The sequence below is a fragment of the Amycolatopsis sp. NBRC 101858 genome (assembly GCF_030269325.1).
In the GTDB taxonomy this organism is placed as follows: Bacteria; Actinomycetota; Actinomycetes; order Mycobacteriales; family Pseudonocardiaceae; genus Amycolatopsis; species Amycolatopsis ponsaeliensis.
This window is the reverse complement of sequence record NZ_BSTD01000004.1, coordinates 882,388-897,073: the sequence shown is the minus strand read 5'-3', so window position 1 is coordinate 897,073 and position 14,686 is coordinate 882,388. Positions and strand designations below refer to the sequence as shown.

Annotated in this window: 14 protein-coding genes; 7 read left to right on the top strand and 7 right to left on the bottom strand. The window is 71.9% G+C overall.

The features are described from left to right. Positions 1-17: 17 nt before the first annotated feature. Positions 18-476, top strand: a complete 459-nt coding sequence (locus QSK39_RS32950; protein ID WP_285481757.1) for an SRPBCC family protein — start codon at positions 18-20, stop codon at positions 474-476. Positions 477-489: 13 nt separating this feature from the next. Here the strand turns inward: QSK39_RS32950 and QSK39_RS32945 are convergent, their stop codons facing one another. The 3 genes from QSK39_RS32945 to QSK39_RS32935 form a co-directional block, all read right to left on the bottom strand. Further along, positions 490-2,082, bottom strand: a complete 1,593-nt coding sequence (locus tag QSK39_RS32945; protein ID WP_285481756.1) for a phytoene desaturase family protein — start codon at positions 2,080-2,082, stop codon at positions 490-492. A 68-nt stretch (positions 2,083-2,150) separates the two neighbouring features. Then, the gene (locus QSK39_RS32940) at positions 2,151-3,146 is read right to left on the bottom strand and encodes an inorganic phosphate transporter (protein ID WP_285481755.1); all 996 of its coding nucleotides are present in this window, start codon (positions 3,144-3,146) and stop codon (positions 2,151-2,153) included. Then, positions 3,147-3,761, bottom strand: a complete 615-nt coding sequence (locus tag QSK39_RS32935) for a DUF47 domain-containing protein (RefSeq protein WP_285481754.1) — start codon at positions 3,759-3,761, stop codon at positions 3,147-3,149. A 411-nt stretch (positions 3,762-4,172) separates the two neighbouring features. Here QSK39_RS32935 and QSK39_RS32930 point away from each other — a divergent pair, with 411 nt between their 5' ends. After that, positions 4,173-4,586: a hypothetical protein gene (locus tag QSK39_RS32930; RefSeq protein ID WP_285481753.1), complete on the top strand. Its 414-nt coding sequence runs from the start codon at positions 4,173-4,175 to the stop codon at positions 4,584-4,586. A 24-nt stretch (positions 4,587-4,610) separates the two neighbouring features. Here the strand turns inward: QSK39_RS32930 and QSK39_RS32925 are convergent, their stop codons facing one another. Together QSK39_RS32925 and QSK39_RS32920 are read right to left on the bottom strand one after the other, a co-directional pair. After that, on the bottom strand, positions 4,611-5,048 hold the full coding sequence (locus tag QSK39_RS32925; RefSeq protein WP_285481752.1) for a DUF6292 family protein: 438 nt from the start codon (positions 5,046-5,048) through the stop codon (positions 4,611-4,613). Between the two features lie 54 nt (positions 5,049-5,102). Continuing rightward, positions 5,103-5,759, bottom strand: coding sequence for a phosphoribosyltransferase (locus QSK39_RS32920; RefSeq protein ID WP_285481751.1), 657 nt, complete (start codon positions 5,757-5,759; stop codon positions 5,103-5,105). A 151-nt stretch (positions 5,760-5,910) separates the two neighbouring features. Between QSK39_RS32920 and QSK39_RS32915 the strand changes: the two genes are divergently transcribed. Beyond that, the gene (locus QSK39_RS32915; RefSeq protein WP_285481750.1) at positions 5,911-7,350 is read left to right on the top strand and encodes a glycoside hydrolase family 76 protein; all 1,440 of its coding nucleotides are present in this window, start codon (positions 5,911-5,913) and stop codon (positions 7,348-7,350) included. A gap of 36 nt (positions 7,351-7,386) precedes the next feature. Here the strand turns inward: QSK39_RS32915 and htpG are convergent, their stop codons facing one another. After that, a complete protein-coding gene (htpG, locus tag QSK39_RS32910) occupies positions 7,387-9,291 on the bottom strand; it encodes a molecular chaperone HtpG (protein ID WP_285481749.1) in 1,905 nt (634 codons plus the stop codon). Between the two features lie 163 nt (positions 9,292-9,454). Between htpG and QSK39_RS32905 the strand changes: the two genes are divergently transcribed. The 4 genes from QSK39_RS32905 to QSK39_RS32890 all read left to right on the top strand — a co-directional run bounded on the left by QSK39_RS32905 (position 9,455) and on the right by QSK39_RS32890 (position 12,777). Then, positions 9,455-10,396, top strand: coding sequence for a CE1 family esterase (locus QSK39_RS32905; protein WP_285481748.1), 942 nt, complete (start codon positions 9,455-9,457; stop codon positions 10,394-10,396). 63 nt (positions 10,397-10,459) lie between these two features. Beyond that, entirely contained in the window at positions 10,460-10,921 is a 462-nt protein-coding gene (locus tag QSK39_RS32900; protein WP_285481747.1) for an HNH endonuclease, read from the top strand. A gap of 105 nt (positions 10,922-11,026) precedes the next feature. After that, on the top strand, positions 11,027-12,376 hold the full coding sequence (locus QSK39_RS32895; protein ID WP_285481746.1) for a protein kinase domain-containing protein: 1,350 nt from the start codon (positions 11,027-11,029) through the stop codon (positions 12,374-12,376). Between the two features lie 68 nt (positions 12,377-12,444). Continuing rightward, entirely contained in the window at positions 12,445-12,777 is a 333-nt protein-coding gene (locus QSK39_RS32890; RefSeq protein ID WP_285481745.1) for a hypothetical protein, read from the top strand. Positions 12,778-12,859: 82 nt separating this feature from the next. Here the strand turns inward: QSK39_RS32890 and QSK39_RS32885 are convergent, their stop codons facing one another. Continuing rightward, entirely contained in the window at positions 12,860-14,686 is a 1,827-nt protein-coding gene (locus QSK39_RS32885) for a sialidase family protein (RefSeq protein ID WP_285481744.1), read from the bottom strand.

Genomic DNA, 14,686 nt, shown 5'->3' with positions numbered 1-14,686 from the left:
ACGAGCAGGAGGAAGCCGTGACCGAGGTCAGCCGCGTGATCGAAGCGCCACCCGAAGCCGTGTTCGAGGTCCTCGCCGACGGCTGGCTCTACGCCGGCTGGGTGGTCGGGAGCTCACACATCCGCGACGTCGATCCCGGCTGGCCGGACGTGGGTTCGCGGATCCACCACAGCGTGGGCCCGTGGCCGGTGCACGTCCAGGACGAGACGGTGGTCACGGCGGTCGAACCGGGACTGTCGCTGGCGTTGGAAGCCCGAGCCTGGCCCGTCGGTTCGGCGGCGGTCGGGCTCACGCTCGTGCCGCACAGGCAAGGGACCCTGGTCCGGATGACCGAGCACGTCGTCCGCGGGCCCGGCAAGGTGCTGCCGGGCGCGCTGCAGGCGCTGCTGCTGAAGCCGCGCAACACGGAGTCCCTGGCCCGGTTGGCGGACCTGGCCACGGGGAAGCACGCTCGCACGAAGAGCTCGCGCCCGTAGCCGTCCGCGTGCCTCAGCCGTAGATCGCGCGGTGGGCGGCCCGGATCACCGCCGCGTACCCGCCGCCGAGCCGGCCGGCCCGTGCCAGTGCCGCCCGGGCCGCGTTCGCCCCCGGGCCGCCGTGCACCGCACCACCGGGGTGCGCCGACGCGCCGGCCAGGAACAGCCGGTCCACCGGGGTGTCCGCGCGGCCCGTCCCCGGGACCGGGCGGAAGAACAGCTGCTGGTGGATCGCCGTCGTCCCGGCGTTGATCGCGCCGCCCACCAGCCCCGGGTTGTGGTTCGCCAGCTCGGCCGGCCCTTGCACGTAGCGGGCCTTGATGAGGCCGGTGAACCCCGGCGCGTTCGCCTCGACCGTCTCCTCGATGCGTTTCGCGCGCCGCTCCAAGGCCGCGCGGCTCTCCATCGTGCCGCGCGGCACGTGCGTGTACGCCCACGCCGCCTCCGTGCCCGCGGGCGAGCGCGCCGGGTCGGTCGTGGTCATCTGCCCGAGCAGCAGGAACGGGCGGCGTGGGGTCCGGCCGCGGGAGAGCTCGCCGCCGAACGCCGACAGCCCGTCGAGGTCCGTGCCGAGGTGGACCGTGCCGGCGCCGCGCGCGCCGTCCGCCGTCCACGGGATCGGGCCGGACAGCGCCCAGTCCACTTTCACCGTCGCACTGTCCCATTCGAACTTGCCGAGGTCCTCGACCAGCCGCGGCGGGAGCCACTCCTCCCCCACCAGCTCGCGGTACAGCAACGGCGCGGGGACGTCGGCGAGCACGGCCTTGCGCGCCCGGACCGGGTCGCCGTGGCTGTCGCGCACGCCCAGCGCCCGGCCGCCGCCGACGAGGACCTCCCGCACCGGACGTCCACAGTGGACCTTCCCGCCGCGGGACTCCAGCCGGCGCACCAACGCCGAGATCAGTTCGCCGGCCCCGCCTTCGGGCACCGGGAAGCCTTCGTCCTGCCCGACCATCGCGAGCAGCCAGCCGAACACCGCGCTGCCCGCGTTGTCCACGGACAGGTCGCTGTGCGCGGCGTTCCCGGCCACCAGCAGCCGGGCACCTTCGCCGGCGAACAGCTCGTCGCCGAACCGGCGGGCCGGCAGGGTCAGCATGCGCGCGAGCCGCAGCGCGTCGGCCGTCCCGGTGCGGCGCAGCAGCTTCAGCGCCGGGCGGACCGGCGGGAACGGCGTGAACAACGTGTTCAGCAGCGGCTCGCGGACTTCCCGCCACTGCTCGAACAGCCGCCGCCACGCGTCGCCGTCGCCGGGCGCGAACTCGTCGACCGAGGCCGCCGTGCGGTCGAGGTCCCGGGACAGCACTGCGCACCGGTCGTCGGGCAGCACGTGGGCGAGGACGTCGGGCGCGTGCCGCCAGCGCAGGCCGTGCTCCGCCAGCCCCAGGCTCCGGATCACCGGCGACACCGCCGTCAGCGGGTAGAAGGCGCTGAACAAGTCGTTGCGGAAGCCCGGTTCGGTGACCTCGGCGGTCCGCACCGCGCCGCCCGGGTGTTCGGTGGCCTCCAGCACGAGGACCGACCAGCCCGCGTCCGCCAGGATGTTCGCCGCCACCAGGCCGTTGTGGCCGGCGCCGATGACGACGGCGTCGGCGGCTTCGGTGCTCACTGGCGACCTCCCGGAGATCAGGTCGTACCGAGATTGCCAGCCCGGCGCGATCTCCGCCAGGGCCCGGCTCAGGTGAGCGCGTCGGCCACCAGGTACACCGCCGCCGCGACGGCCGCCGCGGCCGGGAACGTCAGGACCCAGCCCAGGACGATGTCCCGCGCGATCCCCCAGCGCACCGCCGAAAGCCGCCGCGTCGCGCCGACCCCCATGATCGCCGCCGTGATCACGTGGGTCGTCGAGATCGGGGCCTTGACCGCGAACGCCGTCACGTACAGCACCGACGACGCGACCGACTCCGCGACGAACCCGTGCGGCGGGTCCAGGGGGAACACCCGCCGCCCCAGGGTCCGCATGATCCGGAGACCGCCGGAGTAGGTGCCCAGCGACAAGGCGGCCGCGCACAGCAGGGTCACCCACAGCGGCACCGAAAACGTCGTCTGCTCCCCCGCCGCCACCAGCGCCAGGACGATCACGCCCATGCCCTTCTGCGCGTCCTGGAGACCGTGGCCGAGGGCGAGCGCCGAGGCCGAGAGGATCTGGAACCGGCGGAACACCCGGCCGCTGCGGTGCGGGTTGGCGCGGCGCAGCAGCCACAGCGCCGCGACCATGGCGAAGTACCCGAGCCCCAGCCCGAGCAGCGGCGACGCGACCATCGGGATCAGCACCTTCTCGCCGATCCCGGCCCAGTGCACGGTGCTCGCGGCGGCCAGCGCGGCGCCGACCATCCCGCCGATCAGCGAGTGCGAGGACGACGACGGGAGCCCGAAGTACCAGGTGGTCAGGTTCCAGGTGATCGCCCCGGCGAGCGCGGCGAACACCACCGTGAGCGCGTCCGGCCCGGCCGGGACGTCGATGATGCCCTTGGCGACCGTCGCGGCGATGCCGGTGGACAGCAGCGCACCCGCCAGGTTCATCACCGCCGCCAGCAGCAGCGCCGCGCGCAGGGTCAGCGCCCGCGTCGACACGGCGCTCGCGATCGCGTTCGCCGCGTCGTGGAACCCGTTGGTGTAGTCGAAGAAGAGCGTCAGGACGATCACGACGACCAGGGCGGCGGTGCCCGTCACTCAGGACTCCTTGACGGCGATGGTCTGCACCACGTCGGCGACGTGCTCGAACGCGTCGGCCGCGAGCTCGAACTGCTCGACGACCTCCTTGGTCTTCAGCACCTCGAGGGCGTCCCCGCCGGGCTCGAACAGGTGGGCCAGGATCCGCCGGTAGATCCGGTCGGCCTCGTTCTCCAGCTCGTTGATCTCGATCCAGTACGGCTCGAGGTCCCCCACCTTGGCCAGGCCGGGCATCGACGCCGCGGTGAGTTCGGCGCAGCGGCCGAGCACCCGGACCAGCACGTCGGTACCCGGCGGGAACGCCTCGATCCGGTACAGCACGGCGAGGTCCGCCGCGGTGTCCATGAAGTCGAGCGCGTCGTCGATCTTCCCGGCGAGCGCCTGGATGTCCTCGCGGTCGAACGGGGTCACGAACGAGCTGTTCAGCTCCACCATGATCGTGTGCATCAGCTCGTCGCCCTGGTGCTCGACCTCGTGCAGCCGCTTGGCGAGGGGCTCGCGGTCGGCGGGTTCGGCGGCGATCAGGTCGCGCAGCACCGCGGTGGCGGTCACCAGGTTTCTCGCCGCGTCCGTGAGCAGGTCGAAGAACCGGGTACCCCGTGGGGTGAACCGCATCGATGTCCGTCCCTTCGTCGACGCAACCGCCGTGGGCCAGGTACCCCGGATGGCGGAAGGTTTAACGGACGGTATCCGGGAACCCAACGGGCCGCGACGGAGGCACGCCGAAGCGGTCCGTGCGGAGGTCAGGGGCGTGGGCGGGGCCGGTCGTGCCCGTGCCCGCCCGAAGCTTCGAGGCCACCAGGTTTAGCCCCTCGAAGCGGTGGTAGCCACCGGAAGAGCCGCCCCGGAGACCAGGGGCCCGCGTCCGGCTGCAGGGACCGGCGCGCGCCCCGGCCGTGGGCCGGACGGCGGACCCCCCAGCCTCGCCGTCCGGCCCCTTCCCTCCGCCCGTTTCCCGCACGCGACGCCGGGTATCCGGACTTGACGGCCGAAGGAGACTCCCCCGGCGCCGAAGGGCGGCAGCGCATGACAGACAGCGAAGCGGCGGTCGTCGTGCGCCACCGGCTGCACGCGGACTTCGCCGTCCGGTTCCCGTGGCTGCGCCGCGCGCTGGGCGCCCGCAGCGGGCTCGACCTGGACGCCGGTGGCCTGCGCGTCCGGCTCGGGCCGTGGTTCCTCGCGACTCCGCTGAGCAACCTCGCCGGCGCCGAAGTCAGCGGCCCGTACCACGCACTTCGCGGTCTCGGCGTGCGGTTGTCGCTCGCCGACCGCGGTCTGACCTTCGGGACGACGACCGAAGGCGGGGTCTGCCTGCGGTTCCGCGAACCGGTGCCGGGCATCGACCCGTGGGGGCTGATCCGCCACCCGGGCCTGACGGTCACGGTCGCCGAGCCGGATCTCGTCGCCGAAGCGATCAACCGGGTGGCGACGCGGGTGTGAGCAGGCTCGCGCCGCCGCACTGATTCAGGCTTGGCCCTCGGGCAGGCAGACGTCGTCGCCCGCGTACGCGGCGAGGCGGGCGTCGAAGCCGTCCGGGGCCCCGGGTCTCCGGAAGTCCGGCGGGGCCGGCTGGCCGGGATAGCCGTCGCCGTAGAGACCGCGGACGAACGCCACGACCGCGTCCGGCGCCGGCAACACGTCTTCGCCCAGGTACGCGAGCACCACCACGTCCTCGCCCGTCGCCGACTCCACCGCCGCCGCCCAGCCATCGCGCTCGTCCCACAGCAGTGCCGTCTCGTGGTCCGGGAACCGCGCGAGCCGCTGCTCCAGCGCGATGTACGCCGTGGCGGGCGCGTCCACCTCGCAGAACCACGCGGGCGCGTCCAGCTCGGCCGCGACGGCCAGCAAGTACTGTCTCAGCCCGCGCGCCGCCGCGCCGAGCCCGTCCCGTTCGATCGTCACGCGCCTGCCTTCCGGTCGATACCCCCGCCGGGTGGTACCCCGGCGCCCACCCGGTCAATCCCGGCACTCCCCCAGGTGGAGCAGCAGGTCAAGGACATCTTCGTCACTCGTCTGGCGGAAATCCGCGTACCACTGGCCGACCGCGCGAAAGTCCGGCGGTTCGGTCACGCAGACGACGTCGTCGGCTTCGCCTCGCAACCCCGCCGCCGCGCCCGGGGCGCCGACCGGCGCCGCGAACACGACGGACCGCGGGTTCCCGGCCCGGACGTCACGCAGTGCCGCGGTCGCGGTGACGCCGGTGGCGAGCCCGTCGTCGACGAGGATGACGTCGCGGCCGGCGAGACCGGCGGCGGGCCGGCCGCGACGGTAGCGCTCGAGCCGGCGGCGGGCCTCCGCGCGTTCCCGTCGCTCCGCCCGCGCCATCCGGGCCGCGGTCAGCTTCAGCCCGCGCAGGATCGCTTCGTCGTAGATCGCCGGGCCGTCCGGGGTCACCGCGCCGACGCCGAACTCGCGCCGGCCGGGCGCGCCGATCTTGCGCGCCACCGCGACGTCCAGCTCGGCGCCGAGCCGCCGCGCGACGACGGCGGCCACCGGCACCCCGCCGCGGGCGAGGCCGAGCACGAGCGGGCCGGACCACGGGCGCCGGCTCAGCTCTTCGGCCAGCCGCCGGCCGCCGTCCTCGCGATCGGCGAAGATCCGCTGGCCGTCCATGCCGGCTCCCTCCGCATCGGTCGTCAGGGTAAACCCGCGCGCCGGGCGGCGTGCGTGAATTCCTGTCCGAAACCTGTCTCGGTGAGGACTGGACCAATATTATTAGCTCCCGAAAATAGGAAGCATCTCCCTTCGGCGCGGAAGGTGACAGATGAGCTTCCTGGTCCCCCTGCTGACCGTGGTCCTGGCGGCCACCCCCACCCCGGCTCCTTCCCCCTCGCCCGCCGCACCCCTCGCGGCGATCTGCGACAAGTACTGCGACGCCAGGGATCCCGCCCTTTCCCCCGGCGACCGCGAAGGCGCGACGGCGTCCATCAGCGGCCGCCGGCTCTCCCTGCACCTCGACGACGGCGACGACATGGGCTGGGCGGCGATCACCGGCGGTGCGGCCGGCGACCACGTCTGGCTGGACCGCTCGTTCGACGCCGGGCGCAGCTGGGCGTCGGGCAGCAAGCTCGGCGACACCGCGACGCCGTCGGGGTCGACCGGCTGGCGGACCCTGATGTACAACGCCGACGACTGGAACAACCGCGGTGTCGGCCTGCTGCGGGCGTGCGGGCAACCGGCGGGTTCGGGGAGCATCGCCTGCACCGGCTGGGCGCGCCCGACGTGGAACGCCTGGGACCGGCGCACCGCGGCCGCCACGGCGCTGATGGAGCGCTACAACCAGAGCACGGGTCTCTTCGACACGACCGGCTGGTGGAACTCGGCCAACGCGCTGACCGCGATCATCGACAACGCCCGCATCAGCGGCATGGGCAGCTACCGCTACGCGATCGACACGACGTACACGAAGAACCTCTCGGCGCAGGGCGGCCAGTTCCGGAACGACTACATCGACGACACCGGGTGGTGGGGCCTGGCGTGGGTGGACGCGTACGACCTGACCGGCGACAGCCGCTACCTGAACACCGCCCGCGCCGACGCGGACCACATGTTCGCCTATTGGGACGGCGTCTGCGGCGGCGGGGTCTGGTGGAGCACGAGCCGCACCTACAAGAACGCGATCCCGAACTCGTTGTACGTCCAGCTGAACGCGGCCCTGCACAACCGGATCTCCGGGGACACGACGTACTTGGCACGCGCCCGCGCGGGCTGGACGTGGTTCGCCGGCAGCGGAATGATCAACGGCTCGAACCTGATCAACGACGGCCTGACCACGTCGTGCGCCAACAACGGCCAGGCGGTCTGGAGCTACAACCAGGGCGTGCCGCTGGCGGCGCTGACCGAGCTGAACCGCGCGACGGGGGACGCGAGCCTGCTGACGAAGGCCCGCACGCTGGCGAACGCGTCGACGTCCAACGCGTCCTTGAACCCGGGCGGCATCCTCCGCGACCCGGGCGAGTCAGCCGGAGGCGGTGGCGGCGACGGGCCGACGTTCAAGGGCGTGTACGCCCGCGATCTGGCGGCGCTGAACGCGGCGTTGTCGGACCGCCCGTACACCGGTTACCTGCAACGCCAGGCGAACTCGGCGTACGCGAACGACCGGAACAGCGCGGACGCCTACGGGCTGCTGTGGGCGGGCCCGTTCGACCAGGCCGACGCGGCGCGCCAGCAAACTGCCCTGGACTTGATGAACGCGGCACCCTGACGGTCCGGGCGGGTGCGACCCGCCCGGACCCGCCGCTCAGAGGGTTTTCTCCAGGCGGCTGGCCAGGAGCTTGATGAAGCGGGCCGGGTCGCCCAGCTCGCCGCCTTCGGCCAGCAGGGCCATGCCGTACAGCAGCTCGGCCGTCTCGGTCAGGCCCTCGTCCTCCGGGCGGGCCGCGTGTGCCTCGCGCAGGCCCGTCACCAGGCCGTGCTCGGGGTTCAGCTCGAGGATGCGCTTGATCGGCGGCAGCTCCTGGCCCATCGCGCGGTACATCTTCTCCAGCGTCGGCGACAGGTCGTGCGTGTCCCCGACGATGCACGCCGGCGACGTCGTCAGCCGCGACGAGAGCCGGACCTCCTTGACGTCCTCGCCCAGCGCCGTGCCCATCCACGACAGCAGGCCCTCGAAGTCCTTGTTCTGCTGTTCGCGCGCGACCTCGGTGGCCTTCTTGTCCTCGTCCGACTCGAGGTCGACCTGGCCCTTGGCGATCGACTGGAACTGCTTTCCGTCGAAGCCCGGCACCGCGTCGACCCACATCTCGTCGATCGGGTCGGTCAGCACCAGCACTTCGTAGCCCTTGGCGCGGAACGCCTCCATGTGCGGCGAGTTCTCGATCGCGGACCGCGACTCGCCGGTCATGAAGTAGATGTGCTCCTGGCCCTCCTTCATCCGCTCGGCGTACTCGCGCAGCGAAGTCGGCTTCTCCGCGTCGTGCGTCGAAGCGAACGACGAGATCTCGAGGATGGCCTCGCGGTTCTCGAAGTCGTCGAGCAGGCCTTCCTTGACCGCGCGGCCGAACTCGCGCCAGAACGTCGCGTACTTCTCGGCGTCGGCGGTCATCATCGACTTGACCGTCGAGAGGACCTTCTTGACCAGGCGACGGCGGATCAGCTGGATCTGCCGGTCCTGCTGCAGGATCTCCCGCGAGACGTTCAGCGAGAGGTCCTGCGCGTCGACGACGCCCTTGACGAACCGCAGGTACTCGGGGACGAGCGACTCGCAGTCGTCCATGATGAAGACGCGCTTCACGTACAGCTGGACGCCGCGCTTGCGCTCCCGCAGGAACAGGTCCATCGGCGCCTGCGACGGCAGGAACAGCAGCGCCTGGTACTCGAACGTCCCCTCGGCCTGCAGCCGGATCGTCTCCAGGGGGTCCTGCCAGTCGTGGCTGACGTGCTTGTAGAACTCGTGGTACTCGGCCTCGGTGACCTCGCTCGACGAGCGCGCCCACAGCGCCTTCATCGAGTTGACCGTCTCGGTCTTCGGCTCTTCGCCCTCGGCGGCCTCACCGGCCATCCGGATCGGCCAGGTGATGAAGTCGGAGTACTTCTTCACGATCTCCCGGATCTTCGCCGGGGACGTGTAGTCGTAGAGGTGGTCCTCGGCGTCCTCGGGCTTGAGGTGCAGCGTGACCGCGGTGCCCTGGGGCGCGTCTTCGACCGGCTCGATCGTGTAGGTGCCTTCGCCGGAGGACTCCCAGCGGACGCCCTCGGTGGTGCCCGCCTTGCGCGTCACCAGCGTGACCTTGTCCGCGACCATGAAGCTCGCGTAGAACCCGACGCCGAACTGGCCGATGAGGTCCTGCGACGCCGCGGCGTCCTTGGCCTCCTTCAGCTTGCTCAGGAAGTCCGCCGTGCCGGACTTGGCGATCGTGCCGATGAGGGCGACGACCTCGTCGCGCGTCATGCCGATGCCGTTGTCCCGCACCGTCAGGGTCCGCTCCGCGGCGTCCGTCTCGAGCGCGATGTGCAGGTCGGAGGTGTCCGCGCCGAGGTCCTTGTCGCGGTACGACTCCAGCCGCAGCTTGTCGAGGGCGTCGGAGGCGTTGGACACGAGCTCCCGCAGGAACGTGTCCTTGTTCGAATAGATCGAATGGATCATCAGCTGGAGCAGCTGACGCGCTTCCGACTGGAACTCGAGCGTCTCGATCGGGGTGGTCACTTCCGGTCCTTTCCGGGGCGGGGTGCCGAGCGGGCCGATCCTACCCAGCCGGTCCGACATTCCCGGTGCTCACCCGGTCGTGCACTTTATGAACGCAATGTAGGTGGGTCCCGCCTCGCGGGGTGATGCTGGCCACGCCCCGCTGCCGATCAAGGAGGATCGAGTGCCCGGACCCCTGCCCCGGTGGGCGGCCGCGTTCGCCGCGGCCTGCGCCCTGACCACCGCCTTCGCCGCTCCCGCCGCCGCTTCGGGCGGCATCGTCGACCACCCCGTGCGCACCACCGGCTGCGGCCGCGCCGCCCCCGTGCCGTCCGGCGTGACGACCACCCGGCACGTCGTCTCCGGCGGGCTCGAGCGCGAGTACACCGTGCACCTGCCGGCGCACTACAACCCGCGCCGGGCGTACCCGCTGGTCCTGTCGTTCCACGGGCACAAGCGCACGTCGCAGTACCAGGAGGAGCTGTCCGGCTTCTCGGCGCTCGACGCGATCTCGGTCTACCCGCAGGGCCTGATCGGCACCGACGGCGAGTCGGCCTGGACCGGCGCGCCCTACTCGGCGGCCGCCGACGACGTCCTGTTCACCAGCGACCTGCTGAACTCGCTGCAGCGCGACCTGTGCGTCGACAACGACCGGATCTTCGCGGCCGGCAAGTCCAACGGCGGCGGGTTCGTCGGCGTGCTGGCGTGCCGGCTGCCCGGCCGGATCGCCGCGTTCGCCCCGGTGTCGGGCGCGTTCTACCCGCAGGGCGGCGCCTGCCGGCCCAGCAGGCCGGCCCCGATCCTCGACTTCCACGGCACCGCCGACACGACCATCCCCTACACCGGCAACCCGGACAAGGGCCTGCCGTCGATCCCCGACTGGCTGGCCGGATGGTCCACAAGGGACGGTTGCTTCCCGAAGCCCGTGTCGTGGCAGCCGGTCAAGGGTGTGGTCGCGCAGAAGTGGCTCGGCTGCGACCGGCGGAGCACGCTGGAGCACTACCGCGTCGAAGGCGCCGGGCACGTCTGGCCGAGCACGAAGCCGAACAACGACTCGGCCACGCCGACGGTGATCGACGCGACGCCGGTCATCTGGCGGTTCTTCCGCACGCATCCGCTGCGGTGAAACACGATTGACGCACCTCTTTCCCCTCGGCGACGATTTTCGCCGAGAGGAAAGAGGTGCATCATGAAGGTGCTCGTCCTGAACGCCGGCTACGAGCCGCTGCAGACGGTGTCGGTGCCGCACGCGATCCGCATGCTGGTGCGGCACGTCGCCGAGATCCACGAGGCCGAAGACGGTCTCGCCTACGGGCTGTTCCCGCGCCCGAAGATCGTGCGGTTGCTGCGGTACGTCGTCATGAAGTGGCGATATACGCAGCCGCCCCGCTGGTCCCGACGCGGCGTGCTCACGCGCGACGGCCACCGCTGCGCGTACTGCGGCGCCCGTGCCACGACGATCGACCACGTGCTCCCGCTGAGCCGGGGCGGCGAGCGGACGTCGTGGCTGAACACGGTCGCGGCGTGCGGCGGCGCGTCCCGCAGCTGCAACGCGCGGAAGGCGGACAAGCTGCCGGCCGAGGCGGGGATGACGCTGCGGTTCACGCCGTACGTCCCGACGTGGGACCAGCTGCACGCGCCCGGCGCGTGAGGACGCACCCGCCCGGCGCTCGTCGGCGGCCGGGCGGGCGGGTCGTTAAGCTCGAACCGATCGTCCCCCGCATCCGTGTGTTCCGGGGAAGGCCGGGAGGTCGTCGTGACCGACGCAGGACAGCTGATCGCCGGGCGCTACCGGCTGGTCGACCGGATCGGCCAGGGCGCCATGGGCGTCGTCTGGCGTGCCCGCGACGAGCGGCTCGACCGCGTCGTCGCGGTGAAGCAGCTGGGCTACGACCCCTCCGGCGGCGGCCAGGGCGGACCGCGGGCGCTGCGGGAGGCGCGGCTCACCGCGCGGCTGCGGCACCCGCACGCGATCACGGTGCACGACGTCGTCGAGCACGACGGCGCTCCGTACCTGGTCATGGAGTACCTGCCGTCGCAGAGCCTGGCCGACGTCCTGCTGGAGCGGGAAAGCCTGCCTGCCGACCAGGTCGCCCGCATCGGCGAACAGGTCGCTTCGGCGCTCGCCGCCGCGCACGCCGAAGGGATCGTCCACCGCGACGTCACCCCCGGCAACGTCCTCATCACGCCTGATGGCGTCACGAAGATCGCCGATTTCGGCATCTCCCGCGCCACCGGCGAAGGGACCGTGACGGGCGGCGGGTTCATCGCGGGCACCCCCGCCTACCTGGCACCCGAAGTCGCCGGAGGAGCCGAAGCCGGGTTCCCCGCGGACGTCTTCTCCCTCGGCGCGACGCTCTACCGCGCGCTGGAGGGCATCCCGCCGTTCGGCACCGACGACAACACGATCGTCCTGCTGAAGCGGATCGCCCGGGACGAGGTCACCCCGCCGAAGCACACGGGCCCGCTGGCCGAGGTGCTCGGCCGGCTCCTGCAGCGCGACCCGGCCCAGCGCCCGGCGATGGCGGAGGTCCAGGAGCTGTTCGAGGCGGTCACCGGCGGCCGTCCATTGCCCCCGCCGCGTCCCCGGCCCCGCACCGAGACCCGCATGCTGCGCGTCCCCCGCCGCCCACGCCGCCGCGCGGTGCTGGCGTCCGCGGGCGGAGCCGTGCTGCTGGCCCTGGGGGTGGTGATCGGGACGGCGCTCGTACCGGACGCCACCACACCGATCGCGGCGCCGGTGTCGTCCACACCCCCGGCCACGCCGCCCCCGACGACCACCACCCCCGCCGCCGACCTGGGCTGCTCGGCCAGCTACGCGCTGACGACCTCCTGGCCGGGCGGCTACCAGGTCCAGGTGACGATCCGCAACGACCACGGCACCGGCCTGCGCGGCTGGAGCGTCCGCTGGTCCCTCCCCGCCGGGCACCACATCGCGGGCCTGTGGAACGGGACGTTCACGGTCGACGGCACAACGGTGACGGTGGACAACGCGGACTGGAACGCAAAGCTGGACGCAGGCGGCTCGACGACGTTCGGCTTCAACGCGGTCACCGGCAACGGCAGTTCCGCCGCCCGACCGCAGCTCACCTGCCGGACGGTCTAAAGCGTCCGGACGGCCTCTTTTCGCGGCCGTCAGCCTCTGCGATAGTCGCGCTGAGGACGGGAGGTCCTGTGAAACCCATCAGATCCCGGCGACGATCCCTGCGCTTCGACGGCAACGCGGTCACCCTGAGCATCGCGACCAAGACCTGGGCAGTGGTCCCGGACGACCAGAGGAACCAGTTCCCGCTCTCGAAGATCACCTCCATCCGCCACACACCCGCGACCGCGTGGAAGCCGGGGAAGATCGAGTTCGTGGTCCCGGGCGGGCCGAGCGCGATCGTCGACAACGTGCCGATGTTCGCCGACAAGCTGGCCGGTAACACGTTCCAGTACGACTACGGCAAGCGCGACGAGGTCGCGGTCTTCCTGGCCGCTGTCGAAAAGGCGCGCGGGACGACGTAGAGCTACCGGCTCGGCGAGGTTCCCACCTGGGTGGACGCCGCCGGCGGTGCGCTCAGCATCGCCGGCGTCGTCCTCATCTCCCTCAGCCGTGGATCCGGTCGAACGGCAGCCGCAGCACCTGGCCCGCCGGAACCGGTGCGTTCCGGAGCCGGATCGCGTCGAGCTCCGGTGCCGTGAGGGCCCGGCGGTAGAAGCGGACCTCGTCGAACGAGCCGTTCCAGCGGTACTGGTTGTCCAGCCGCTGCCCCAGCTGCAGCTGGAACGACACCGTCCGGCTCACCGAACCCGCGGCCGCGGCACCCGAGGCGACCTGGACGCCGTCCACCCACAGCAGCAGCCGACCGCCGGTGCGTTCGAGCGCCACGTGGTGCCAGGCCTGGTCGTCGTACGCCTGGGACGATGTGATCGACGCGCTCCCGGCCGCCGTGGTCATCATCGCGATCAGCCGGTGGTTCGCCGGCTCTCCGCGCAACCACAGCTGGGGCGCGGTGGTGCCCATCCCGCCCAGCCAGAACAGCACCTGGTTGCCCTTCGTGGCGCCGTAGCGGAACCAGCCCGTCCACGTGAGGTCACCTTCACCCGGGGGCTGCGCCGGGTCGTACGGCACCCGGACGTAGTCGTCGACGCCGTCCAGCGTCACCGCTCCGCCGAAGCGCCCGGCCGCGAGGGAAGCACCGCCGAGCACCCGGGCGTCGGCGTGGCCCGAAACGTCCGGTGTGGACGGTCCCGCCGAGTTGTGCCACCCCAGGTAGTCCTCGGTGAAGCGCGCGAAGCGGATCTCGTCGCGCGCGTCGACGGCGCCACCTTCGTACATCAGCCCGATCTCCGGGCCGCCGATCTGCACCAGGTCCGAGTAGCCGGACCAGTCGGTGGTGATCCGCGTGCCCTGCTCGGCGTTCTCCCACGTCCGGCCGTTGTCGTACGACGACCGGATCATCATCCAGCGGCGCCGGTCGGTGTCCGACGGCGACGAGAACAGGAGACGGTTCCCGACGCGCAGGATCGCTCCCTGCACCATCGGCGTCACCAGGTCGGGGATGGTGGTGAAGGACCTGGTGAACGTCTCACCGCCGTCACGGCTGATCGCGTAGTCACGGTTGCCGATGTCGGTGCCGCCCTGCTCGCGCCCGCCGGCGTAGATCGACCCGTCGGGCAACTCGACCACGGTCACCTCGGACGGCTTCTGCGGGTACGTCCCGCCGACCGGGTGCGGGTACGAGTCCACCGCGCCGACGTGCCAGCTGCGCCCGCCGTCGTCGCTGTAGACGAGCCCCGCGTGGTTCTCGACCGAGTTCGTGCCGTCGCTGGTTTCCGCGTTGAACCCGAACACCAGCCGCCCGGCGTGGCGGCCGTGAGCCAGCTGGATCCCGTGCACGGGGCCGGACGCGTACCACGAGTCCCAGTTCGGCAGCTTCGCCTGCGCGCTGATGTCGACCGGCGCCGACCAGGTCAGGCCGTCGTCGTCGCTGTACTGCGAGTGCGGGGTGCGCGGGCACGGGACGTCGCACGCCTTGTCGTCGTCGCGGCCCTTGTTGTACGTCGTGATCAGGACGATCCGGCCGGTGCGGCTGTCCACGATGGGCACCGGGTTGCCGTGGGTGTCCCCGCCGCCGCGGTTGACGACCTGCAGCGGCGACCACGTCTTCCCGCCGTCCGTGGACCGCTTGAGGACGAGGTCGATGTCGCCGGTGTCGCCGCAGTTGTCGATGCGGCCTTCGGCGAACGCGAGCAGCGTGCCGTGGGTGGACTTCACGATCGCCGGGATCCGGAAGCAGCTGTACCCGGGGTCCTGCGACGCCTTGAACAGCACCTGCTGGTCGAACTGCGGCGCGGCCTGCGCCGAGCTCACGGCGAGCAGCGAACTCGCCACCAGGGCCACCAAGGCGGCCCATCTCCCCAGTGTTCTCAT